Raw genomic sequence first — 23334 nt, forward strand, 5'->3', positions numbered from 1 at the left:
TTTAATATAATAATTTATGAGTTTTGAGAACATTCATTGTGATGTTTTCATATAAATGAAATATAGGTGAGGGAAAGGATATAAGAATGGAAAGTAAAAAAGTAAGTAATATAGTTAGAATGATTTGGTGGGCAGTCCTTATCATTATTACGGCATGGAGTGCATATATGTTATTTGATGGTAGAGGAACGAAAGCTTTCATGGGATTGTTAACGGTAGTTAGCTTAATTGCAATTGGTATTTGGCAAAGAAAGTCACGTTATGCATTTCCAGATTTCTTTGCCGGAATGACATATGTGTTTATTTTTATTGCTGTAGGATTGGGAACGTTTGGTGGATTTTATAGCATTCCTCATTTTGATGATTTTCTGCATTTAACTTCAGGGATATGGATTGGATGTGGAGCATGGATTTTAATGGGGCTATTAGTAGGAAAAACTATTATTAATCAGCTTCCTAAGTTCTTTATTGGGTTGTATATTATTTTATTTGCGCTAGCAATTGCAGGAGCATGGGAGCTTCTTGAATTTGCTGGTGATAAACTGTTTCATTTCACCGCACAAGGTCGAGATCACGATGATACGATGTTTGATATGATTGATGGATTAATCGGAGGTATCATCGCATCCACTTTTGTTATAAGAAGTCATAGCAAGAAATGAAGCTAAAGGAGTATCGTCTATTGCGGACGGTACTTTTTTTGTATTTAACATTTGTATAGAATAGCAAACCTTCCTGTGGAATTGGTGTCAGGAAGGATTTGCTTATAATGAACTATAGAAATTGATGTCTCATTTCTTGGTGGTTGGATAAATTGATAAAAACTCTTTAATTAGGCAGTAATAGCTTTTGGGCATCCAATGTTTCAACTATGTCTGAATGATTTTCAAAGAACGTTTGATAACGGTTCTGCTGTAAATGTAGAAACAGAAGTTTATCCTTAGATCGAGTGATTCCCGTATAAATAAGTTCTTGATCCGTCTCTTCTGCGTGTGTTCCTCTTGGTTCCTCCATTAGTAAGAAAATATTTTCTCCTTCTCTCTTAGTGTAGCAATAGGATACCTAACATGAATGTAAACTAAATTATTAATGCACGTAATAATGATTCAACAACATGAATTTTCAGTAATAATAAATGATTACAGAGTAGAGTGTTTGTTATTATTTTTCACCATATCTAATATATCCCTTATTACATTAACAACAACTTGAGGTTGATCAATATGTATTGCGTGTCCAGCATCTTCAACAATAATATGTTTTTTATTAGTCGACAAGTTAGCAAGCTCTCTCTGGAATTTCATCCAAGCAGCCATAGACTCTACTGTATGAAAAGGCTGCAAACCACCTGTTACGACAATAAGTGGAATACTTCCAAAAGATTTAGAAGTACGAACTTGTTCTAAACTTTCTTCTACCTCATTAAGAGAACCTTCCAAAGTAAATTGGTTATAATAAGCCTCCTGAACTTCTTTTGTAAATAGAGAAGGTAATATTCTGTTTTGATCCTCGTGAGTTGAGTCTAAGAGAACTACTCCTACTACTTCCTCTGGATATGTGCTTGCAAATAATCTTGTATTTAATCCTCCTAATGAGTGCCCGACTAATACATATGGAGGTTTTATACCTGCTTTATGAAGTAAGCTACGCAGATTTTCGACACTTTGTTGACTATGGCGAGGTCTTTCATCCATTCCACTTTTGCCAATACCAGCTCTATCATAAATAAACATTTTTGAAAACTTTGAAATGTCATCTCTAATAGGATTCCAGCTTTCCAAAGTGGCTCCATATCCAGAATCAAAAACTAGAGTTGGACCTTCATTATTTTTCCCTAACAATTCATAGTATAATTCAATACCACCTATATCTAGTTTTTGTCCTGTTTCATTCCCAATTAATTCACTCATATCCAATCCCCCATTTTTCATTTTGATATAAAAAGGAAAGACCATTTCTATTTATTCTCCAAAAATCTTTTTGCTCGATCAAATCTTGTATGTGCGGTATAAGTTGTTGGTGATGAAGGGGAATAAATCCAAATTTAATCCCTTTTTGTAATTTGCTAAGTTTCATCGTGTTCTCTTTCTCTTGAAAGGCATTTGTATTGAAGGAATAATGTAAATAGTCTTACAGTTTATTATACCTTAAATGAATACCATTATATTTCAAGCAAATTTGTGAGAAGAATACAAAAAGGATGAAACAAGGAGGAGGTATGTTTTTTGAAGGAGTATGGGAGGTTTGTGGAAGGGGTTCTTTAGAAACAATTCTAGTTCATCAGAAATCGATAAATTTATACCAAAAACGCCATCCTTTCTGCATATTTCTTCAAAAAGAATAGCGTATTTTTCGTTTTGGGGATACTTCAAAATCTTAACTTGATGGCGATGGGGTGGTACCCCTATAGGCATACGTAAAGGCAAGTCCAAGATAAAAAACCAAATTTCTCAGTATTAAAATTCGAGAAATTTGGTTTTTATCTTGGTAGGACCCAAAGTTGTTTAAATCTATTACTTTGTATTAAAAGAAATGTTGATTTTTCATCGTAAAATAATAAACAAGAGTTAAAAGAGCTAAAATCGAAAAGTTATAAAAGCTAAACCTTATAAGGTACATTTTACTTTTTTGTGGATCTCTCTTAATAAAAAGTTTAAATGAAATTACACTTGCGAGGGAAGCAACAATCGTACCAAGTCCACCTAAATTCACACCTACTAATAAAGGCTGCCAATCCATGGTGAATTTTGATAAAAAGATCGCAGCTGGTACATTGCTTATCAGTTGGCTTAAAATTATGGAACTGAAAAAGATAGATGTGGGACTTTTGAGATTTTCGCTTGCAAATGTGTGAACTACCTGTAATTCCGATATGTTTCCTATAAATATAAAAAAACATATAAAAGTAATAAGCAATAAATAATCAATTTTCTTCAATAATTTTATATCAAGTATACATGCGGTTCCCAAGGCGATGATGAACGCAAGTTTGTAGTCTAAAACCCCTAGTATGGATGCAGATATGATGCCAAATAGTATTCCCCATACTGTTGCCTTTTTTTTATTTTTTATAGGAATATACGGAAGTTCCATTTCCAATGTTTTACTATTCAATCTTTGATTAAGAAAGAATAACAGAATAATTCCAAGAACCACTAATAGAAGGATTGTTGTAAAAAATTGTATAGGCTTTATTCCATAGTTAGTAAATATGAAAAGATTTTGAGGATTTCCCATAGGAGTTAGACTGCTGCCGATGTTAGCCGCAATTGTCTCTAGTATAATAGTATCTAACATAGAAGTTTGTATAAACTTACTAATTATAAGTGTTAATGGTACAAATGTTATTAATGCCACATCATTCGTCACAAGCATGGAACTAAAAAAGCATAATAAAATTAGGATTGCTGAAACACTTTTACTAGTATGACATTTACTTAGTATAGCAATGGCGAACTTATCTAATAGTTTAAGATCTTCCAGAGCCTTAACTACGAGCATAAGATTAAATAAGCTGATTAATACTTTAAAATTAATATATTCTATTTTTGGTGCATGGAATAAACAGCTTACGATTGCTAATAAGAGTGATATAGTAAATACAATGTCTTTTTTTAAAATTCCAAATTTCAAGTTCGCCTTTTTTTCGTTTTTCGCATAAATATATTCTTTCATCAATCCCCCTCCAGTATGATCTATTCTACTACATACCCCTGTTTCTTGCATTTGAAACTTCAATGCACTTAAAAAATACCATAATTTCCATTAAATTACAGAAAAGATGGCGTTTTTTCGTTATGGGGGTAATGATTTGTCTTGGTTTGATAGGCATGGGGTCCCGCCAACATTTCGGAAATTTTGTACGCTAAGCCAATCTAAAAAAAGTCGAATTCCTGTACGCTAAGGAACCGACTTTTTTAGATTGGCTTATTCAACTAAAGCACCTGTTAGTTCAAGAAAAGTGTATCTTTCAGCAAAAAGCTAAAGGGTACACTTTTGTGTACAGTATTTTTCTTTTCTTAACTGATAATGCGTAAGCCTGTTATACGGTAGTTTGTTTATACTCTGCGAATAAATTATTTGATTGAATGTTACCTGCGATCTAAAAAGATTTCGAATGAACGCAAAGTGAGACAATATCTTAAAGTTTGATTATTATTTTTTCTTATCCAATGACTTGTGTGAGCCGTCACAGTTGGGCTGTTTTTGAGATAGCCCACAAGTACAATCATTTAATCCCTTTCCATCGAGAATTTTCTGGATATATTTACCAATCCTTGACTCTCGAGTTTTGGATTGTTTGGCTTGAGAAAAATAAAGAATGTATGCTCTTTGCCGTCCCGGTGTCAATGATTCAAAAGCAGTTTTAAAAGTAGGCATTTCATCGAATTTATTTTGAAGTTCTTCAGGAATTATGAATTCTTTATGCTCTTTCTTTTTCACTTTTAAACCGGCTTTTTCAACTTCAATGGCTTCATAAATATAGGCTTTCAAGATGGCTTCCATTTCAACTATTTCTTGAACATTGGTGAATCGAATCTGGCGCCCCGCCTGTACATTCTCCGTTGGTTGGATTAGAATCCCATGAGTATCCTGTAACAAAGCACCTTTGTGAAACGAAAGCGCACAATATTCTTTAAATCCATGTATTAAAACTATGTTTTTTTTCTCAAACGTGTAACAAGGATGCATCCATTTAAATTCTTCGGTTAGCTCACAGTCAAGAACGATATTTCTCAACTTCTCGTATTCTTCCTTCCACTTTTTGGCCGCATTTAAAAATTCATCGACCTTAGGATTCATTCTACTATTTGTCATCAAGGAACACTCCTTTGCAATTTTACAATTAGCTGACAGTCAAGAATGATTATTCTCAATTTCTCCGATTCTTTCTGTCACTTTTTTGCTGCCTTTAAAAATTTATCAAACTTGTATGGCTTTTTTTGGTGTTTATCCAGCATTAGTGGGCAGTAAGATTCTACCTTAAGACTTAGAGAGAGTCAAAGAAGATAAGAGTGGGATGAAAATCTCCCACTGATGGAAGTTTTACTTTATCCGAAGAGTGGATTGTTATGATGACGAAATAAGCAGGTTGGAGCGAACGGGCGAGCTAAGGTCTCTCAGACACAGCTTCCAATTTAATTTCTTAAATGATTACCATCTATTTGATGTTTTTCTGAATTCTTGATATAGTTAAATAGAGAACAGATGTTCTGATTGACTATCAAAGTGAGCAAAGCATTTTATAGCTTGTACCACATACAAAAAAACAATTCTATCAATGAGTTGTTCTAATTCAAGCAGGGAAATTAAGATATAGAAACGAATGTTTTGTACTGTATTTCGAGAAAATATTTGATTGAGGAGGAATTATTTATGTATGTAACAATTTCAGATTTTATTAATGAATGGAATAGGGAAGCATTACTAACTCAAAACGTTTTGGATGGTTTGACAGATGATTCATTAAAACAACCAGTGTATTCAGAAGGTCGTACTTTGGGGAGGATTGCATGGCATTTTACAACAAGTATCCCAGAGTATTTAGCTCATTTTGGGTTGAAGATCGATGGAGTAGAAAATGCAGAGAGTGTACCAACTTCAGCGAAGGAAATTGCTGAAACCTTTAAAAATATAAGTCTTGATGCAGCCAAAGTGATTGAAGAACAATGGACAGATGAATCCCTAAAGCAAGTACAAGAAGCATTTGGAAGACAGGAATCAAACGCTACAATCTTAATGGGGCTCATTAAGCACATTGTTCATCATCGTGGGCAAGTTACAATTCTTATGCGCCAAGCAGGAATAAAACCATTTGGAGTGTATGGTCCGCCAAAAGAAGATTGGATTCATTTAGGAGTGGAAAATCCGCCGCTATAGTATCGTGCTATAGATTCATACTTCAATAAATAAAGGGAAACCTTTATCGTTTAGGTTTCCCTTTATTTTGGACATACAAGTTAGTAAAAGTGGCCATTAAATCGGCCACTTTTTTATTTATATAATAGAGCCGAAATCTCGGAATTTCCGTTGCCCGAACTATTTTTTTGATAGAACATACAATATACTTGTACCTTGTCGATTTGTGTTTCTTTGCTTTGAGTAAACCCGAATCTCCGGTACAAACTTACATTTTCTGCATTTACTCTAAAACTTGAGCTACAAGTGAGGTGGAGAATATGAATGGATTCGAACGACGGAAACAGAACAAAATTGAGCAAATATACAGCTCCTCATTTGAATTGTTCTCCAAATATGGTTTTCAAAAAGTAAGCATGAATGAAATCGCTCAAAATGCGAATGTTTCTCCCTCTACCATTTATAACTACTTTGGAACAAAAGAACAGCTCTATGCCGACATGCTTATGAATTGGATGGACAAACAGTTGGAGCAGTATGAGAAGATTCTGGATTCAGCGTGTTCCTTTCCTGAGAAGACGAAGGAAATTATGCTTCTGGAAGCTAAAAATTTACAAATTTTATCGGATAAGTTTCAGAAATCCCCATTCTCTGAGGGGAGTGGGTTGATGCAAAAGCTGAAAAATTATAGTGAGCAGAAAGTCATGCAATTTTTTATGAAGTTTGTCGCGATTGGAAAGCAAGAGGGCTACATTCATAGAGATCAAACAGAAGAGATAATTATGCTGTACTTCAAGATGTACAAAAATGAGCTGGGGCGGCATTTGGAAGCGTCGAATCAAGAACGCATAACGAGGAGTATGGATCAATTGATAGATTTGTTTTTCTTTGGGTTGGTCGTAGGGAAGCCGAAGTAGTACGAAATTGGGAAATTGACCGTCTGCCCTGTTACGTAAAACCGTATCACAAATAAGTGATACGGTTTTTACTACTAGTTAAAAATCATAACAGTATAAAAATACATTCAGTTTATCTTTCATTGAATCAAAATTAATTTCTTTTTCATTTATACGTTCAAAGTTTTGACTGTCATAAAATCCATAGTTACATCTATTATCTGTATATAGATATAAGGATTTTACATCCATACTTTTCATATAATTATATAAATGGTTCATTAGAGCTTTTCCAACACCAAGACCTCTAGATTCCCCTGATACAATAAATAACTGTATACAACCTTGAAAATCATCTTCTTTTCCTTGTATAAGTTCTTTATATGTGTCTTGAACCTTTGAGAATTCTTTTATGAATTTTTTATTCTCCTTATTAGCCATGAGTACTTTAAGCATACTATAGGCAAGGCTTAAAGTATTATGAGCTTTCTTTAAACGATTTTTGTCTTTTTTGGAATCGCCCAAAATAACACCAATAATCTTATTGTTTTTTTCTGCTACTTTGCTAAATGAACTTTCTAAAATACAACCTTGTAGATAGATGTTTAATATTGAATCTAAAAATTTCTTATCCTTAATAAATTCATTGAAGCCAAATGCTTCACCGATCAATTCTTTAACTGGTTCATAATCTTCTTTAACTAGGCTTCTATATATTACTTTATCCATGTTTATAAACTCCTCTTTATATAAGTAAACTTTCATTTCGTATTTTCTTGCAAATGCCTTATTATGATCATAAGGTCTCCCCTAAGAGGAGAGTCAACGAGAATATAAGAAAAAATATAAAGGAAGTGATTCGGGTGAAAAACTTATTCTCTATTGGGGAAGTTGCGAAAATAAAGGACATTACAATAAAAGCGTTAAGATATTATCACAAAATGGGGATTCTTATTCCAAGATATATTGATGAGGAAACAGGTTATAGATATTATTCTATAGATCAATTTATTCATATGGATATTATAAAAAGCTGTAGAGAGTTAGGAACGAGTATAGTAGAACTACAAGAGATTTTTAAGGACTGTGATACGGAGAAATTACTAAAATTTTTACAATTAAAAAGAGATGAAGCAGAAGAAAACATAAATAAAATGAAAGAAATAATCAAAACCATTGATACCTTACATATGAAGGTAGAGAGTTCTAAGGATGTATTACAAAATGGCGAAATATCTATTACATTCTTTGAAGAGCGTTATGTAATTGTAGCACCATGTAAAGAAGTGGGAAGTTTACAGGAGTTACTTTACTATTCAGACTTAGAGAAAATCATTCAAGATAAGGAAGAAAAAATGTCAATGGAAATAGGAATTATATATAGCGTTAATTCAGAATGGAATGTAGAACCGAGGTATGTTTTTAGTAGATTTCAAGGGGATTCTAATATAGAAGTTGAAGAAAATATAAAAATATTACCAAAGGGAAAGTATGTAACGTTAGCCTATAGTAAAGAGAATGAAGAGGAACGTAGAAATAAAATAATTAAATATATAAAAGAAAATAACTTAAAAGTTAAAAGTTTCATCGAAGTGGAGTTATTTAATGATTTCTTTAATACGGAATCGTATAGTTGTCAAATTCAAATGCTGATTGAAAATAATGAGTCAGTTGATAGTTAGGATATATACAAGTTAAAAAAACAAAATTACCAAGATTCGTTTATAAACCGGCCTAATTTTTCATAAATAAGGAAATAATAGAAGCAAATAACTGTAAATATAGGAGGCCTTATTTATGAAACCCGATTTTTTACAAACCGTACACAAAGCCATTGGTAATATTGAACATATCCACATTGAAGAAAGTGGATCAGACAGTTTACTCATTCATCATGATGATGTACAAAAATTAGAACAAGTTGCTGAGACATTAGAAAATCAAAAATTCCATTCTACAATTAGGAACAATGGGAATACACCTTTTATTGAAGTGATAAACAGATGAAAAAAGTTCGGTTATATGCCGAACTTTTTCCTATTTTTAAATCGAAACTTTGAAATACGCCTCGTATACTCTCCATGAATCATTTGTATGTTTTAGATGAAGCCGAAGTCGCTTGTCTAATTCAGAACTATACTGATGAACCCACCACATAATGGTCTTGTGAGCCATTGATAATCCTCGTTCCTCTATCGTTTACGAAAAATTACGAAAATTTTACATTGGATTTACGCTCTATTAAATTTTTTCACTTACGATTAAGCAGAAAAGCAAATTTGATTCTGAAGGGGGATTTAAAATAAAGTTGCACCGTTTATAAAAAAGATTGATTAAAATACAGTACATATTTTATAAGAACGTTGATAAAACAAGACTTATGAACATTTTAAATCGAACTTTATTCTAAAATATACAGTCTGAAATATCAGATGAAAAAAGATTTTGATCAATCTTTTTTCAAAAAATAAAACGAAGTCGTATTGATAAATCAATGTTCATAGCGTATTTTTAATCAAAATTTTTTACAAGGAAACAAAGGGAGAGCAAATAAAAAATGAAAAGAGCGGAATGGGAAAGGTAGCAGACGATATTCTACATGCGAAAGAAGGAGATTAAAAAACGATGGAACGATTGATAGAAGCAGTAACGAAACGTTCTATGCTGGTTATGATGTCGATCCTTCTGATTATGCTGTGGGGCGGGATTTCAGCTTATCAAATGCAGCGTGATTACATGCCAGCCATTAACAATTCGACTTTGATGATTACGGTAAGAGCGGAGAACTTTGATGCCAATCAGGTGAAAAGTGATGTTGCAAGTAAAGTGGAACAAGCTGTGAGAGGAATAGATGGGCTTCAATATCTAGAAACCAACTCCTATGATGGTGGGTTGTTTGCCAGTCTTTATTTTCCGCTCAATTTTGACGTGCAAAAGGCGGAACAGGAGATTATTCAAGCCTTGAACGGTTCTCAGTTTCCAGCAGGAGTCGAAAAGCCGGTGGTCACGAGAGTCAGTACACACTCTTTTCCTATGATGAGAATCGGATTAGTAAGTGAAGGGACAGCGACCGACGAGAAACAGCTTCGCACAGAAATCCAAACAAAGGTAGCAAAGGAGCTGGAATATGTTCCGGGGGTAAAAGAAGTACGCCTTACGGGGACAGGACAGAAAGGTTATGTCGTAACGGTCCGCATGAATGAATTGAAAAAAAACGGGTTGACGTTGAAAGACGTCGAGAAGGCGTTGTCTTCCGCCAATACGGTATGGCCGAAAGGAAAGATTCAGAGTCAGCAGGCTCTGATTCCGATTCAAGTAACAGGCGATACTATCAATCCTGAACTGCTGAAGCAGATAAAGATAAGCAATGCTGAGGGCAAATCGGTAAATCTCTCCTCTGTGGCCGGTGTATCCGAAGGCATGGTAGATTTAAAGACGATTTCGCGGACGGACGGTAAACCGAGCGTTCTCATCGATGTGCTGAAAACGCCTTCCTCCAATGTGACGGACGTATCAGATCGAATCAAACAACGGGTGAATGAAGTTCAGGCAAAATTGCCCGAAGACGTAAAGATGAACATCCTTTATGATTACGGGGCTCAAGTTCAAAAGTCTCTTTTTGGCCTGCTAAAGGAAGGGGTATTGGGCAGTTTATTTGCCATGATTTGTGTTTTTGCTTTTCTCCGCCATGTTCGGGCCACAATGCTGATCGCCTTGACGCTGCCAATTTGTTTCTTAGTGACAACCGGCTTTCTGAAGGCGATGGACATAACTCTGAATATGCTCACTGTATCCGGTCTAGTGGTGGCGATGGGCCGGGTCGTCGATGATTCGATCGTCATTTTGGACAATATCTATCGTCGGGTGAAGGAGACTGGAAGAAAGGCTACGATTCCTGTCATTGCAGGAGCTGTAAAGGAAATGATTCCAGCGATTGTCTCTTCAACGGCAACAACGGTGGCAGTGTTTATCCCTATCGCTTTAGTTGGAGGGATGATTAGTGCCGCATTCTCAACATTCGCCTGGTCGGTGGTGATCGCGCTGGTAACCTCCTTGGTAGTGTCGCTAGTAGTGATACCGGGTCTGTCGCTATTTTGGTTGAATAAAGGTTCCCTCAAGGGAGACAGCAAACGGATGGAAAACATTCTTCACCGTATGCTTAGTTGGGCACTGCCACGTAAGAAGACAGTGACAGCGGTTTGTGCAGGGCTTTTTTCTGTTACATTGGCTGCAGCGCTGCTCCTGCCCGCCAATGTCTTGCCAATGGGACGTTCGGGGGAAATCAACATTGAGGTAGAGCTCCCGGAAAATAGTTCCCTATCCCAGGTTAATGCTGAGGTGAAAAAGATTGAAGATGTGCTAGGCAAGGAGCCTGCCATTGATACCTTTTCGGCTACGATTGGCTCTAATTTTCTGCCGCAATTTGACGATGTGTTTGATGAAGGCGGAGGCTGGATTCCACGCAATAATGTAGCTAACATCACAGTCACGGTGAAAGAGGGAACAGATGTGGAAGCTTACTCGGCGGAACTGACCAAAAAAGTCAAAGCGATCCCGAGCAAAGCGTTGTTTACGGTCACGAATATGAATATCGCCGGGGACGACTCGAGGTTGAAGGTGGTCCTTACAGGATCAGATACTGCTATGCTGGAACAACAGGCGCGAGTGATCCAAAGCAAGCTGAAGTTAGTACAGGGCTTAAGTGTGGAAGGGGCAGCGGATAACGATGACAGCAACTCTATTTATCTATTAAACATCAATCGAGACGAGCTTAAGCGTACTGGAATTAAAATGGAGGATGTCCTAGATCGGATTAAGCCTTATCTTTCTCAAGGGGAAAAGCTCTCGGTCAAAATCAATTCTAGGGAAGTTCCGATTGTCCTGGAAAATGATGCGGTCACCTCAGTGGAAGCCGTACCTGTGGCAGCGGATGCTACCGTCCTGCCGGGACAAAACATCATTGATGCATTAGCCAATGAAACTTTTACCGCAGCGGATGGAAGCGTTGTCGCTCTTAACAAGTTGGCAACCCTTCAGCACAATTTTCGCAATCCGGTTATCCGTGAACGGGATGGGCGTCCTTTTGCAGTCGTATCAGCTGATGTTATCTCAAGGAATGTGGGAGAGGTCACTGACCAAGTGGAGCGCATTTTGAAGGATGTGCAAATGCCACGGGGAGTTACGTATACTTTTGGCGGAATTTCGGAACAGGTGAAGCAAATGGTGGTCGAATCGGCTATCGCGTTGGGGATATCGACGCTGTTAGTTCTCCTTATCATCAGTACTTTTTTCCGAGGCTGGAAGGTTCCGGTGTCTGTTCTTGTCTGCATCCCTTTAGCCTTGATCGGTTCCGTCTGGGGGCTAATCTTATTCGGTAAAGAGTGGAATTTGAGTGCTTTTGTCGGGCTGTTGATGCTCACTGGAATTGTTGTGACCAACGGAATCGTACTTGTGGACAAAATCGAACGGAACCTCAGGGAAGGAATGATACCGCGAGATGCCGTACTGCAAGGCACAATGACACGAATTCGTCCCGTTTTAATGACAGCGGGTACAACCATCTTAACGGTTCTTCCCCTATGTTTTACGTCCGGGGGGGACACGATTGTGACGCAGAGTCTCGGAATTGTGGTTGTAGGGGGCATGCTCACATCGACATGCATTAGCTTGTTTATCATCCCTATTATTTATGAATGGATGAATCGGAAGTCAGCACTTGATTCAGGAAAAATCGCGGAAGTCGAACAAGTTATGTAGTTTGGCACATACAAAATCTTGGTAAGGAGTGAGAATATGAAAAAGAAATGGAAGAAGTGGATGGGGGTAACTTTGGCCGTAAGCTTGACATTCGGTGGGGGAACAGCAGTTTTGGCTGCTTATAATCAATTCCCTTGGGGAGCGGAAATTGAAAAACCGGCAGACGGTTGGGCCCTCACGCCTGCTGGAAAACAAGTGAAGTTGGGTGATCGCCCTTACAGTTCAGTCATGAGCCCGGATGGAGAAACCATTATATACAGCAATAGTGGAACATCCATCCATTCCCTGATGGTCGTTGATGTGAAGAGTGGGGAAATCATTCAAACTCTGGAGTACAAATATCCGCAATCTCTGACTTGGGGTGTCACCTATAGTCCGGATGGCAAACATGTGTATGCGACTGCCGGAGGCAACCAAAAGATTCGCGTCTATGATGTCGAGGGACAGCGTCTAACAGAAAAGAATCCGATCGTACTACCGAAAGGAATAAATTTTTTCCCGGCAGGACTGGATGTTTCAGAGGACGGTAAATTCTTGTACGTGGCTAATAACCTGAAAGATTCCATGTCGATCATTGATGTCCAAACCGGACAGGTGACCAAAACGATTCCGGTCGGGCATAATCCTTACACTGTTAAGCTTTCCAATGACGGTAAGTTTGCGTATGTAAGCAACTGGGGCGGGAATACGATTTCGGTCATCGATACGGAAAAAGGAGAAGCGGTGGATCCTATCCAGGTCGGTTCCCATCCGAGCGCCATGAAGTTAAATACAAATGGACAACTTTTGTATGTGACCAACAGTGATAGCGACAGTGTTTCTGTTATTGACACCGAGACCCGCCAGGTGAAGCAAACGATTGATCTCTCTCCTTACAAAGGTGCACAAGAGGGAAGCAGCCCCAACGCACTGGCCGTTTCTGAGGATGGAGAGAAGCTCTATGTGGCCAACGCCGGTAATAACGATGTGGCCGTCATCGATACCAAACACGGAAAGATCAAGGGGATGATTCCAACTGCCTGGTATCCAACTGGGGTGGAGATATCCAAGGATGGAAAACAGCTGTTTGTGGGCAGTGCCAAAGGGTTCGGACGCGGTCCTAACTCGAAAGTCCCAAATCCTATGACGGGAGCACTTTCCATCATCGATGTACCGGACGAAGAGCAGCTTAACAAGTATACAAAGCAGGTGGTTGAAAACAACGGGTTTGATGAACGGGACAAGGTGCGCATCAGCTCAAATAAGGCGAAGGAAGTTATTCCTCGCCATGTCGGGGACCCCTCCAAGATTAAGCATGTGATTTACATTGTGAAGGAAAACCGGACTTATGACCAACTATTTGGTTCTTTGGAAAAAGGAAATGGGGATCCAAGCGTGAATCTGTTCGGGGAGGAGTCGGTGCCGAATCAACGGCAGTTGGCCCGCCAATTCAGCACGATTGACAATTTTTATGCGGATGCCTGGATTTCTGCGGAGGGCTGGAATTGGGCCACGGCAGCGATGGCCAATTCGTATACGCAAAAGACCTTTCCTCATTGGTACAGCGGACGGGGACGTAGTTATGATTGGGAAGGCGAAAACAAGTTATCTACGGCACCAAGCGCTGATGTTGATAATGCCTATTTATGGGACAGTCTGGACCAAGCTGGCATCGATTATCGTAATTACGGATTTTATGCTCGAAACGGCATAGCGCCTTCCACGATGCCGAAGCTGCAAGCAAAAACAGATGCCGCCTACCCAGGCGATGGTTTGCACATCAAAGATCAGAAGAGAGCGGATGAGTGGTTAAAAGAGTTTAGGACTTTTGAAGAGGCAGGCAAGATGCCGACGGTTCAGTTTATCCGATTGCCTAATGACCATACTGTAGGTACATCAGTAGGAAAACCGACTCCGAAAGCGATGATGGCGGATAATGATCTGGCGTTAGGCCGCATCGTAGAAGCTGTTTCAAACTCCGAATTTTGGAAGGATACAGCGATTTTCGTTACCGAGGACGATGCACAATCTGGCACCGATCACGTTGACGCTCATCGTACGATAGCTCTTGTAATCAGCCCATATACGCAAACGGGCGAGGTGGATTCTACGTTCTATACGACCACTTCCATGCTGCGCACGATGGAATTGATTGTTGGAGTACCGCCGATGACACAATTTGACGCAGCAGCAACTCCGATGGTAAATAGCTTTACGGATAAGCCGAATTATAAACCTTATAAGGCAATCGTTCCAAAGCAGTCACTTGACGAGTTAAATCCAAGGAACGCTCCAATGGCCGCCGAGTCAGCCCAAATGAATTTTGAAGCCGTAGACAGCGCGTCCGAACCGCTGCTTAACGAAGCGATCTGGAAAAGCGTCAAAGGCGCCGACAGCGAAATGCCTGAACCAAAATCAAACTTCCGTGAACCAATACAGATCAATGGTGCAGAAGAAGCGGAAGATAGGGGCACAGTTAATTTCAAATGGTAGATTAGTATAGCCAAACGACAGCCACTTTAGTAATACCGAACTATCGACCGATTTTGTGGCTAATCATCCAGTAAATAGAAAAATGACTTGAGGCTACACATGTAGCAACTCAAGTCATTTCTCGTTTATCCCGCTATTCGTGGGCAGTAAGACCCCTACCTCAAGATTCAAAGATAAGCAAAGAAGCTAGGTGATGGATAACTGCTGGCATGTGCCCGATTGGGCGGGCTTTCCGTCAGTGGGGGATGAAGAAAACCCCACGGAAGTTTCACCTTACGGTTAATTACGGTGAACTGTACCACAAATAAAAGAAAAAGAGAAATAGCCCATGAAGAAAATCTTCACGGGCTATTTATTTGCTTATGTAGTTAGAATAATAGCATTAGTTCGTTTTAAACTTAGGGTATGGGCCATATTTGTTATCGTATTCTTCACTATCCTGGCAAAAGAATATAATGAGAACGATACCACCAACGACAGGAATAAGGCTCAGCAGTTGCCACCATCCGCTTCTTCCAGTATCGTGCAGTCTGCGAGCACCAACAGCTAAAGATGGTAATATGATTGCAAGAGCATAAAGTAAGAAAGGTATCAAAAATACAAATGATACTGCCACAAGAATTTCTAATATAATAGTGACAATTAAGTTAATAAGGAAAAACATCCAGTATTCTTTACGACGAGCTCTCCCTTGAAATCCGGCATAGTTTTTAAATGCTTGTAAATACCATTGCATGCAAGGTTCCTCCTTTTTTAGTTTCATGATAATTACAAAATGGTAATATAACATTTCTTGGTAATACTGTCTAGACAATAAAAGGAAAACCTCAATTCTATAGAAAAAAACCTTAATTTCTTAAGGTTTCTCTTGGCTTTATATGAGTGCCCTCTAATCTCTACGCCGCTAATGTAGAGGTCTTATTTATCTTCTTTTTCTTCTTTTTCTCTTTCCTCCTGTTCTTTCAACAACAAGTTCCGCAAAACATGCGCCCGGTAACTCTCCAACTTCCGCCCTTCATAATAATTAATCCCAAGCTTTTTCAACTCATACACGTACCAGCCTTTAGTTCCGTAATACATGTGAACATGCTCCTTTAGAATTTTTAACAGTATATGCTTGAGTATGAAAAGGAAAGCTTGTTTTACTTGCGGAAAGTGTGGATTTTTCTGCGGATATCATATATGTATTTCAAGGATAATGGTAAATTTTACGTGGTAAAATAATAGAATTAAAGTATTTGAGGAATTGCGATGCCAGTTTACAACAAGAACTTTAAATGAAAAAGAATACATAGAAGAAATACGTAAAAAAACACCGTCCTTTTTGTTCGTTTACCGTAAAAATTCTACTCTCACAAATAAAATTAACACAGTTCAAATAAATCGAACTGTGTGATTAAAGGTGTTTAGTATTATAAAATTTCATTTTGACCAATCAAATTATAGCATTTTATATATTTCAATTAAGTTGTCATCAGGGTCGCGAAAATGTGCAATACGTGATCGCCATTCTTTACGATCGTGCGGTTCATTAACAAATTCAATTCCTTTTTCTCTGAACCGGTTATAAGTCTTATCGACATCTTCAACTTCAAATTGAAGCAAGAATCTTGATTGAGACTCAGCTTCTAAAGGCTTATTTCCCTCTCTGACCAATTCGGCCATCATTTTTCGAGATACAAGCTCAATTTTCGTCTCCCCATTATTGAAAAGCGCATATTCCATGTCTTCCTCGTACCAACTAACTGGAAACTCCAATAAATCTCTATAAAACATGGCACTTTTCTTAAAATCTTTGACCAAAAGTCTTATTTGCAACAACTTCAAATCAATCATCTCCTAAAAAATTTATCCCGCATTAACGGGCAGTAAGACCCCACCTCAAGAAGCGGAGAGGAACAAGGAAGATAGGTGGGGGATAACTGCCCGTAAAAGCCCGATTGGTTCAACTAACCGTCAGTGGGGGATGAAGAAAACCCCCACTGATGGAAGTTTCACTTTATCGAAGAGCCGACACTATCACTACTCATTCGAACAATTCGTCACTGATTTCAATATTCCTTCATGTTTAATGTAACGACCCTGCTCTGTTATCCGCACAAATGAAATAACTGTATCGTCAATCAACACTTTCTTGAGGACCGTTCATGCAGTATGTACCAGCAGCAGTATACGTGTTGAATGTGAAGTTGTCATAAACCATAAAGTAAAAATATAGAGTATTTTCTATAATAGGGGATAAAACTATATTATCCATTTTAGGTTGTTACATAGTTATATTGATATATGGTTTTATAATTGATTCTAGAATGGCTTATAGTGACAATGGCATTTGGAGGATGTGCAATTATTTTAAATTTCTTCTAAAATATGTCGTACAAAATAAGAGTAGTTTTTTTTGACTACTCTTGTTTCTTTTCTTTCTCTTCTTTTTCAATTGCGGATACGGATTTTTCAGGTTTTTTTACATAATTATCATATAATTTCCCTGAACATGAGAAATCCTTTTCATAGTCTTTCGAATCAATGATACTAGCATTAAACGATAATTCTTTATCGTCATTTATATACCCATTTATAGATGGAACGCCCATCGGATTTACTTTATGTTCTGTAAAAGTAATAGATTTTACATCTTTAATATTATAATGAATATACTTTGTTACTCGGGCTTCTTGGCGTTTCCAAAACTGCTCTTCTATTTCTTTTTGTTTGAAGTACTCTATCGTAAAATACGCTCCAGCTATGATGAGCATGACAGATATAAACAAAATGATATTTTTCTTCATAGAAACTCCTTGTATCTTACAAGTTAATTAACTATTTTTCATTTTTTAAACATGGTGTAGAAAAGAAGAGTAGCTTTTTTGACTACTCTTGTTTCTTTTCTTTTTCTTCTTTTTCAATTTCGGATACAGATTTTTCAGGTTTCTTTGTGTATTTATCATATAATTCTCCAGAAGATGAAAAATTATCTTCGAAATTTTTTGTAGTACTAATATTAGCTATAAACCATAATTCTTTATCATTATTTATATAACCTTTTAATCTAGGAACGCCCATAGGACTTACACTATGTTTTGTGAACGTAATAGATTTTACGTCTTTAACATTATAATGAATATACTTTTCTATTCTTGCTTCTTGTTCCTTCCAAAATTGTTCTCCTTTGTCTTTATGTTTGAAGTACTCTATCGTAAAATACGCTCCAGCTATGATGAGCATGACAGATATAAACAAAATGATCTTTTTCTTCATAGAGACTCCTCGTATCTTACAAACTAATTAACTATTGTTCATTTTTAAAACATGATGTAGAAAAGAAGAGTAGCTTTTTTAACTACTCTTGTTTCTTTTCTTTTTCTTCTTTTTCAATTTCTGATACTGACTTATCAGGTTTTTGGATAAGTTTATCTAATTCTCCGGAACAGTTCAAATTTTCTTCGAAATTTTTTGAATCAATGATATTAGCATTAAAATTCAATTCTGTATCCTTATTTATGTATCCATTTAAGTAAGGAACGCCCATTGGACTTACACCGTGTTCTTCAAATGTAATAGATTTTACGTCTTTAATATTATAATGAATATACTTTTCTACCCTTGCTTCTTGTTCTTTCCAAAATTTTTCTTCTTTTTCTTTTTGTTTGAAGTACCGCATTCCTATATACCCTCCTGCTAGAATGAGCATGACAGATATAAACAAAATGATATTTTTCTGCATAGAAACTCCTTGTATCTTACAAGTTGATTAACTATTTTTTTATTTTCAAAACATGCTGTACAAAATAAGATTATTTTTTTGACTACTCTTGTTTCTTTTCTTTTTCTTCTTTTTCAATTTCAGATACAGATTTTTCAGGTTTATTGATAAGTTTTCCTAATTTATCAGAACGTGTGAAATCATCTTCAAAATTTTTCGTAGTAATTATACTAGCTAGAAAATCTAATTCTTTATCACCATTTATATATCCACTTACAGAAGGAACGCCCATCGGATTTACTTTATGTTCTGTAAAAGTAATAGATTGCACATCTTTAACATTATAATGAATATATTTTTCTATCCGAGCCTCTTGTTCCTTCCAAAACTGTTTTTCTTTTTCTTTTTGTTTTAAGTAGTTCATTCCTATATAACCTCCTGATATAATGAAAATAATGGATAATATGATTATAATTACCTTTTTCATAAGTCAACCCCTTTGTTCAAATATAGTTAAAATATACCATGGAATGAGTTGGTACATATGAATGAATTGAAAAAAAATCCAATTGCAAATGACGAAGATTATTTTAAACTTTCAAGTAACGTTTATGAGGATATAGTTTTAGAAAAGGGAAAAGAGATAAAAGGAAGTGATGGTAAATTATGGAAGATTATAGAATCCATAGATGCAAATCACCAAAAAGTAAAAAATGGTTTACAAGCCATTGCTGTAGTCCCGGCAGAAGATTATAAAAAGGATAAATTAGACTATGAAAATATCACATTCGTATTTCGTGGAACAGAGTTTGGTAAATTTGATGGCGATTTAACTGCAGATACTAATCAAGTTTTTCTCGGAAATCAAAAAAATCTTCAAGTGAAAAGAAATGGTATATATCCAACACAATTAGAAAAGTCAAATAAGGAAACACAATTCGATACTGCAATAAATTGGGTAGATAAAGTAAATGAAAAATACCATCCAACTTTTGTTCATGCGACAGGCCATAGTTTAGGTGCTGGATTAGCTCAATATGTAGCGACAGAACGAAATTTTTATGCAACTACATATGCTGCACCTAATATATATCGATTACTAAGTCCAGAAGCAAAGAAACGTGTAGATTCTGGAGAAATGGATCAAAAGGTTGTTGATTATACACATAGGAAAGATGCAGTAGGAAACTTTGCACAATTTGGAGCATCTATAATCGGAAAGCAATATACAGTAAAAGGTAACGGGAAATTAGATAAAATTCTTGCTGTAGTATTCATGTGGGAACATCCGATGAATACATTTGAGGGTATGTTCCACTCAAATGGAAGTGTTCAATTAAAATTTGAACCCGAAGAAATTATTAGACAAGCAAGAGACATTCAAGTAATAAGCGATAAATTATTAGATATTGCACGAAATATAGAAGAATTTCAAAGAAGAGAAGAAGAAGCAATTATGGAGTTAAAGAGAAAATTAAAGCATGAGACAGGTTCAGGTGGAAAATATCATTTGTTAAGTGAGCATGATGTAGATGAGGCAGTTGCTGAAATCGCCAGATCAAGAAGAAACGGGAAAGATTATTTTTATGATGTGGATTTGGCGGAAGAGTTAATCCATCTTTTACGAAAAGAACAAAGAGATTTAGGCTATTTGGGAGAAGATATTGCTTATGCAGCAAAATCATTACGAGACAAAGACAATGAATTAGCGACTAACTTTACAGGATTAGTGAGGAGATAACGTGGTGGATTTTATAGGGGAAATTAAAAAGATTGAAAAGGAAATTGAAAGTGCTGCAAAAGATGTTGCAACGCATGTTATAGATGAATTACAAGCTGCCAAAAAACATTTGGAAACAGAAATGCAACGAACGTTTTTAAAAACAGAAGTATCGTTTAAAATAAATCAAATTATAGATGAAGAGCAATATATCCTTCGGAAAAATCATGATTTATTTCATGATGTATGTAAAGAATTAACAGGAAAGGCTATAGAGTTAAATCAAAGTTTTGAAAGCCGTACAGGTAATGAAATAAAAAAATCAATAAGTGGACAATTAGATAAAATTCGTAATCAACTAATCTCAAAGCAGTATGATTTAGACGATAGTTGCGGTAAAAAATAAGAGTTCAATTTAGCATACTTTATTTAAAATTCACAAGGTGATTTTTGTGTGATGGAAAAAGTGAAAAGAGAGGAGCTGCGATGTCAGTCTATAATAAACTAGTACGCGGTCATATTCTAGAAATGATTGAAAATATAAGAATTTCAATGAAAAAGCTCCTTCGAGTTAAGAAGGAGTTCCTCTACATCAAGCCGACTGCCTCTTAACTTTCCCCAACAACCCAACCAAAATATGCGTGCGATATGACCCTAGTGAAGGAGAAATAATTTTCTTGATGGAGGTTTTTTAATCATTATCAAGATCTTTATCAAGAAAAGGAGGTTTCTTTTCTTCTTTTATACCTAACTTTGTCTTAATTTCAGTTAAATCTCTTAAAATGGTTTGGGTATTTAACCAAGCTGCAATTGAAGCAAAAACAGCTAAAACTAAGACAAACGTGATTAAAACATTTACTAACAATCTACTCACCTCAATAAATCCCTATTTTTATCAACTTTTATTTTTGTTAAGCAATTCTAACAAAAAGCAACAAAGTTTACGAAAACAGTGTTAAAAAAAAGCTCCTTCCAACTAAGAAGGAGCTTCCCTACATCAAGCCGAATGTTTCTTAACCTTCTCTAACAACGCAGCCAAAATATGCGTACGATATGACTCTAGTTTTCTACCTTCGTAATAACGGATTCCTAATTTCTTAAGTTCGTTTACGTACCAACCTTTGCTACCGAAATGCATATGATCGCTTCCTTTCTCGTTTTTGGTTGTTCTGATTGTATTTTTTGGCGGAATGATGAATTTCCATATGAAAGTAGTTAACTTCTCCGTCGAAGACATATATACTAGAAGTAGTATATGTTGAGGTGGCTTGAACAGCGTGATTATTGAAAAGCACGAAATTCAAATTGATCAGATTACGAGTGGGAAGGTCAATATTTTTACGTTTTATCGTAATAAAAAGCAAATTGACCACCAGTTTTTACAATTGCAGGAGCCTTCTCTTACTGCGAATTATTTTTTTCATTTTCATCTAGATGCGGAAAGTTTGCGTCTCTTGCATGAAGAGTTTCCAAGTATTTATCCGTACGATAAGAAAGAGAGTATTCTTGATTGGACGGATAAAATGAAGGATGAGTTAAAGCGCCTTATTCAAGCAGGAATGTGGAATAAGCGCGTTCGATTAGGTAATCGAATCGTAGAAGTTGTGTTTCTGTGGTGTGAAGAAGATATAGTGTGAAAAAGAAGCGGTCAGACGCTTCTTTTTTTAGCGCTGGAATAAGACAAGCTTTCCGCTTGAAGATGTGCAGCGGTGTGTGTGGTCATACAATTGTTTTTCTCGTAAAAGGGTTTCACCTTTTGATTTTGCTTCTGTTTCAGTCGCAGCCTCAAATGATTCGTCTAGTACTTTGGAACCGTCTTTTTCGAAAACTGTTAGTGTGTATACGCCCATGAAAATTCCCTCCAAAAAATAATCAGAATGTTATAACTATTGTGTCATAAAACGAGCGATTATGCAAAAGAAATATGTGACATGATTGGTAATAAGTAAGATGAATTTTGTATCTATTTTATTTTGAATAGAAAGGTATAAACCCCTTTTTTTATATGTTTTCGACGAAATATGACAGATTAAAGGTGTTTTATTTGTTATGATATTTTTACAGAATTAGAGAAATATGCAATTACGAAAGCTGAATGCATTTGTTTATGCGTAAATGAGAAAAGAGGATGAATGAAGTGGAGAAAAATCATGACAAGATAGATGCTGGCAGGATGGAAGAGATGAAGCAAAAAAGTAAATCTTGGCGATCTAACAAATGGTATATTTATTTGTTAATTACGCTGTCTCTTACTCTCGTTTACCGTGCCGGGAAGTTATATTACCTTTATCATAAAACAAATGGAAATACGATGCCGAATATAAGCCAAGAAGATAGGGAGGCTGTTGTTGAGTCTGGAGATAAGGAACTAAAAGAAGAACAAACGAATCTAAGTGTGTACACGGCTGCATTAACTTTACATTCATTAAAAACAAGTGATTTTAGTGAAAATTCGCTTCGCCAAATTGTAGCAGATCCTTATGTGCCAGTTGTCATGGAAAAGGCTGGGCAACAAAGTGTAGAGAAATTAAAAAATTCAAATCCTGCTAAAATTTATCAGGAAGGAACAAATACGTACTTATCAGTGAAAAGTGATGATAGCACTTTTATTTTAGAAATGTCAGGGAAAACAGTGAATCATATTTACGGAGAAAACTGGGATAATAGTGAGCAAGAAATGCAAAGATATCACGAATTACTTAATAAATTGGAAACACAAGGTGAGGAAGCGAAAGTAAAATAAGACTAAAGTATAAACAGGAAAATCTAATGAGCGAAGTAATGAAAAAAGCTGGATGTTTTTTACATCGGGCTTATTTTCATTGTCTTATAGAAGACTAAAATTTTTTTTATATAAACTTTTAATCTGAAGACTATGACGTTCAGTTGCTTCTTTTTTTTAGCCTTGGAATAAGACAAGCATGTGA

Annotated in this window: 26 protein-coding genes and 1 pseudogene; 11 read left to right on the forward strand and 16 right to left on the reverse strand. The window is 36.4% G+C overall.

The genetic code is table 11. The features are described from left to right. Positions 1–86 precede the first annotated feature (86 nt). On the forward strand, positions 87–662 hold the full coding sequence (locus NKR74_RS04840) for a DUF2238 domain-containing protein (protein WP_253628808.1): 576 nt from the start codon (positions 87–89) through the stop codon (positions 660–662). 477 nt (positions 663–1139) lie between these two features. Here NKR74_RS04840 and NKR74_RS04845 read toward each other — a convergent pair whose 3' ends face one another. From NKR74_RS04845 to NKR74_RS04860, 4 genes are all read right to left on the reverse strand, one after another. Then, positions 1140–1910 (reverse strand): alpha/beta fold hydrolase, encoded by a 771-nt coding sequence (locus tag NKR74_RS04845; RefSeq protein WP_253628809.1) that lies wholly within the window; start codon positions 1908–1910, stop codon positions 1140–1142. Then, a complete protein-coding gene (locus NKR74_RS04850) occupies positions 1903–2076 on the reverse strand; it encodes a hypothetical protein (RefSeq protein WP_253628810.1) in 174 nt (57 codons plus the stop codon). Before NKR74_RS04850 ends, NKR74_RS04845 begins: the two co-directional genes overlap by 8 nt. 447 nt (positions 2077–2523) lie before the next feature. Then, positions 2524–3675 carry an SLC13 family permease gene (locus NKR74_RS04855; protein ID WP_253628811.1) on the reverse strand — a complete coding sequence of 384 codons (1152 nt, stop codon included), beginning with the start codon at positions 3673–3675 and terminating at the stop codon, positions 2524–2526. Positions 3676–4155: 480 nt separating this feature from the next. Beyond that, the gene (locus tag NKR74_RS04860; RefSeq protein WP_098305882.1) at positions 4156–4818 is read right to left on the reverse strand and encodes a DUF1801 domain-containing protein; all 663 of its coding nucleotides are present in this window, start codon (positions 4816–4818) and stop codon (positions 4156–4158) included. Between the two features lie 558 nt (positions 4819–5376). On the opposite strand from NKR74_RS04860, the gene NKR74_RS04865 reads away from it, so the two are divergent. Then, positions 5377–5880, forward strand: coding sequence for a DinB family protein (locus NKR74_RS04865; protein WP_253628812.1), 504 nt, complete (start codon positions 5377–5379; stop codon positions 5878–5880). A 299-nt stretch (positions 5881–6179) separates the two neighbouring features. Beyond that, a complete protein-coding gene (locus NKR74_RS04870) occupies positions 6180–6776 on the forward strand; it encodes a TetR/AcrR family transcriptional regulator (protein WP_253628813.1) in 597 nt (198 codons plus the stop codon). Positions 6777–6854: 78 nt separating this feature from the next. Here NKR74_RS04870 and NKR74_RS04875 read toward each other — a convergent pair whose 3' ends face one another. After that, a complete protein-coding gene (locus NKR74_RS04875; protein WP_253628814.1) occupies positions 6855–7484 on the reverse strand; it encodes a GNAT family N-acetyltransferase in 630 nt (209 codons plus the stop codon). A gap of 134 nt (positions 7485–7618) precedes the next feature. Here NKR74_RS04875 and NKR74_RS04880 point away from each other — a divergent pair, with 134 nt between their 5' ends. Next, on the forward strand, positions 7619–8437 hold the full coding sequence (locus NKR74_RS04880) for a MerR family transcriptional regulator (protein WP_253628815.1): 819 nt from the start codon (positions 7619–7621) through the stop codon (positions 8435–8437). 115 nt (positions 8438–8552) lie between these two features. Further along, positions 8553–8762: a hypothetical protein gene (locus tag NKR74_RS04885; RefSeq protein WP_253628816.1), complete on the forward strand. Its 210-nt coding sequence runs from the start codon at positions 8553–8555 to the stop codon at positions 8760–8762. 45 nt (positions 8763–8807) lie between these two features. Here the strand turns inward: NKR74_RS04885 and NKR74_RS04890 are convergent. Then, positions 8808–8951, reverse strand: a pseudogene (locus NKR74_RS04890) (IS6 family transposase); the annotation flags it as partial. Between the two features lie 429 nt (positions 8952–9380). On the opposite strand from NKR74_RS04890, the gene NKR74_RS04895 reads away from it, so the two are divergent. Beyond that, positions 9381–12512 (forward strand): efflux RND transporter permease subunit, encoded by a 3132-nt coding sequence (locus NKR74_RS04895; protein WP_253628817.1) that lies wholly within the window; start codon positions 9381–9383, stop codon positions 12510–12512. A 36-nt stretch (positions 12513–12548) separates the two neighbouring features. Beyond that, positions 12549–14984, forward strand: a complete 2436-nt coding sequence (locus tag NKR74_RS04900; protein ID WP_253628818.1) for a bifunctional YncE family protein/alkaline phosphatase family protein — start codon at positions 12549–12551, stop codon at positions 14982–14984. A gap of 382 nt (positions 14985–15366) precedes the next feature. On the opposite strand, the gene NKR74_RS04905 is transcribed toward NKR74_RS04900, so the two are convergent. The 7 genes from NKR74_RS04905 to NKR74_RS04935 all read right to left on the reverse strand — a co-directional run bounded on the left by NKR74_RS04905 (position 15367) and on the right by NKR74_RS04935 (position 19174). Next, positions 15367–15720 carry a DUF805 domain-containing protein gene (locus NKR74_RS04905; RefSeq protein WP_253628819.1) on the reverse strand — a complete coding sequence of 118 codons (354 nt, stop codon included), beginning with the start codon at positions 15718–15720 and terminating at the stop codon, positions 15367–15369. Between the two features lie 182 nt (positions 15721–15902). Continuing rightward, positions 15903–16064 (reverse strand): DUF2639 domain-containing protein, encoded by a 162-nt coding sequence (locus tag NKR74_RS04910; protein WP_253628820.1) that lies wholly within the window; start codon positions 16062–16064, stop codon positions 15903–15905. A 360-nt stretch (positions 16065–16424) separates the two neighbouring features. Then, entirely contained in the window at positions 16425–16811 is a 387-nt protein-coding gene (locus NKR74_RS04915; RefSeq protein WP_253628821.1) for a VOC family protein, read from the reverse strand. A 575-nt stretch (positions 16812–17386) separates the two neighbouring features. Then, positions 17387–17773, reverse strand: a complete 387-nt coding sequence (locus NKR74_RS04920) for a DUF1433 domain-containing protein (protein WP_253628822.1) — start codon at positions 17771–17773, stop codon at positions 17387–17389. A gap of 82 nt (positions 17774–17855) precedes the next feature. After that, positions 17856–18242, reverse strand: coding sequence for a DUF1433 domain-containing protein (locus NKR74_RS04925; RefSeq protein WP_253628823.1), 387 nt, complete (start codon positions 18240–18242; stop codon positions 17856–17858). Positions 18243–18324: 82 nt separating this feature from the next. After that, the gene (locus NKR74_RS04930; RefSeq protein WP_253628824.1) at positions 18325–18708 is read right to left on the reverse strand and encodes a DUF1433 domain-containing protein; all 384 of its coding nucleotides are present in this window, start codon (positions 18706–18708) and stop codon (positions 18325–18327) included. Positions 18709–18790: 82 nt separating this feature from the next. Further along, the gene (locus tag NKR74_RS04935; protein WP_253628825.1) at positions 18791–19174 is read right to left on the reverse strand and encodes a DUF1433 domain-containing protein; all 384 of its coding nucleotides are present in this window, start codon (positions 19172–19174) and stop codon (positions 18791–18793) included. Between the two features lie 57 nt (positions 19175–19231). Between NKR74_RS04935 and NKR74_RS04940 the strand changes: the two genes are divergently transcribed. Continuing rightward, entirely contained in the window at positions 19232–20428 is a 1197-nt protein-coding gene (locus NKR74_RS04940; protein WP_253628826.1) for an alpha/beta hydrolase family protein, read from the forward strand. Between the two features lies 1 nt (position 20429). Continuing rightward, complete coding sequence (locus tag NKR74_RS04945; RefSeq protein ID WP_253628827.1) at positions 20430–20813, forward strand: hypothetical protein; 384 nt, start codon at positions 20430–20432, stop codon at positions 20811–20813. Between the two features lie 285 nt (positions 20814–21098). On the opposite strand, the gene NKR74_RS04950 is transcribed toward NKR74_RS04945, so the two are convergent. Both NKR74_RS04950 and NKR74_RS04955 read right to left on the reverse strand, forming a co-directional pair. Then, positions 21099–21272, reverse strand: a complete 174-nt coding sequence (locus NKR74_RS04950; protein ID WP_253628828.1) for a hypothetical protein — start codon at positions 21270–21272, stop codon at positions 21099–21101. Between the two features lie 132 nt (positions 21273–21404). Then, entirely contained in the window at positions 21405–21545 is a 141-nt protein-coding gene (locus tag NKR74_RS04955; protein WP_253628829.1) for a YflJ family protein, read from the reverse strand. A 139-nt stretch (positions 21546–21684) separates the two neighbouring features. Between NKR74_RS04955 and NKR74_RS04960 the strand changes: the two genes are divergently transcribed. Continuing rightward, on the forward strand, positions 21685–22044 hold the full coding sequence (locus NKR74_RS04960) for a hypothetical protein (protein WP_230574190.1): 360 nt from the start codon (positions 21685–21687) through the stop codon (positions 22042–22044). A 27-nt stretch (positions 22045–22071) separates the two neighbouring features. Here NKR74_RS04960 and NKR74_RS04965 read toward each other — a convergent pair whose 3' ends face one another. Next, entirely contained in the window at positions 22072–22257 is a 186-nt protein-coding gene (locus NKR74_RS04965; protein WP_154711722.1) for a YhzD family protein, read from the reverse strand. Positions 22258–22544: 287 nt separating this feature from the next. Between NKR74_RS04965 and NKR74_RS04970 the strand changes: the two genes are divergently transcribed. Further along, positions 22545–23150 (forward strand): hypothetical protein, encoded by a 606-nt coding sequence (locus tag NKR74_RS04970; RefSeq protein ID WP_253628830.1) that lies wholly within the window; start codon positions 22545–22547, stop codon positions 23148–23150. The last annotated feature ends 184 nt before the right edge of the window (positions 23151–23334 follow it).

Origin of the sequence: Bacillus sp. 3103sda1 (assembly GCF_024159135.1) — a bacterium.
Classification (GTDB): domain Bacteria; phylum Bacillota; class Bacilli; order Bacillales; family Bacillaceae_G; genus Bacillus_A; species Bacillus_A rhizoplanae.